The organism is Pseudomonas sp. P4_C3, from assembly GCF_056402075.1.
Map to the genome: position 1 here is coordinate 1 of NZ_JBFUIC010000736.1, position 773 is coordinate 773.

1 protein-coding gene is annotated in these 773 nt (G+C 62.1%); it reads right to left on the reverse strand.

Annotated elements, in window-relative coordinates:
- Positions 1-773: zinc-binding dehydrogenase (locus AC1DVH_RS32145; protein WP_477757170.1), on the reverse strand; the 773-nt coding region annotated here is incomplete at both ends.

The following is a 773-nucleotide window of genomic DNA, read 5'->3' on the forward strand; positions in this document are numbered from 1 at the left end:
CCGTTGCCGCTCCTGACACGAGCAGTACATGGGCGTCTTCTGCGGATTCCAGCGTGAACGAGTGCGGGGCAAGCAATGGCGCGAGCTTGCCCGCCTCAATCAACTGCGCCGCCTCGTGCAGAATCTCGCCGTGATGCTCACGCCCCTTGCCGGTCAGGAGCGGCAGCAAAGTGAAGACACCGGAGTAAGTCGCCCCGCGAAAGGAAAGCGGTGCCAGGCTGTGCTGCCCCCACCCCAGGCAACTGAGCACATGACCGTGATACATCCGTGCCGCCTTGAATGACGCATCCAGCGTTTCACCCCCCACTGTGTCATAGACAATGTCGAAGCCCTCACCGGCCGTATGCTCCGCCACATAGTCTTCAACCGAAGACTTGCGGTAATCGATAAACGTCGCGCCGAACCCTTCGATAATCGACTGCTGCCCGGCAGAGCCCGTAGCAAAAACTTCTGCGCCAAAAGCGCGGGCGATTTGCACCGCGACATGGCCAACACCACCGGCGCCACCATGGATCAATACCTTCTGCCCGAGCCGAACGCGAGCCCGGTCGACCAGACCTTCCCAAGCGGTGATCAGCACCAGCGGCAATCCGGCAGCCTCACGCATGCTCAAGTTGCGCGGTTTACGTGCCAACAGCCGTGCATCGACCGCCGCGTATTCGGCCAATGAGCCTTGAATACCACCAATACCGGTGGCCATGGCGTACACCTCATCCCCCGGCAGCCAGCCACTGACGCCCTCCCCCAACGCCGCTACGGTCCCGGCCAGATCC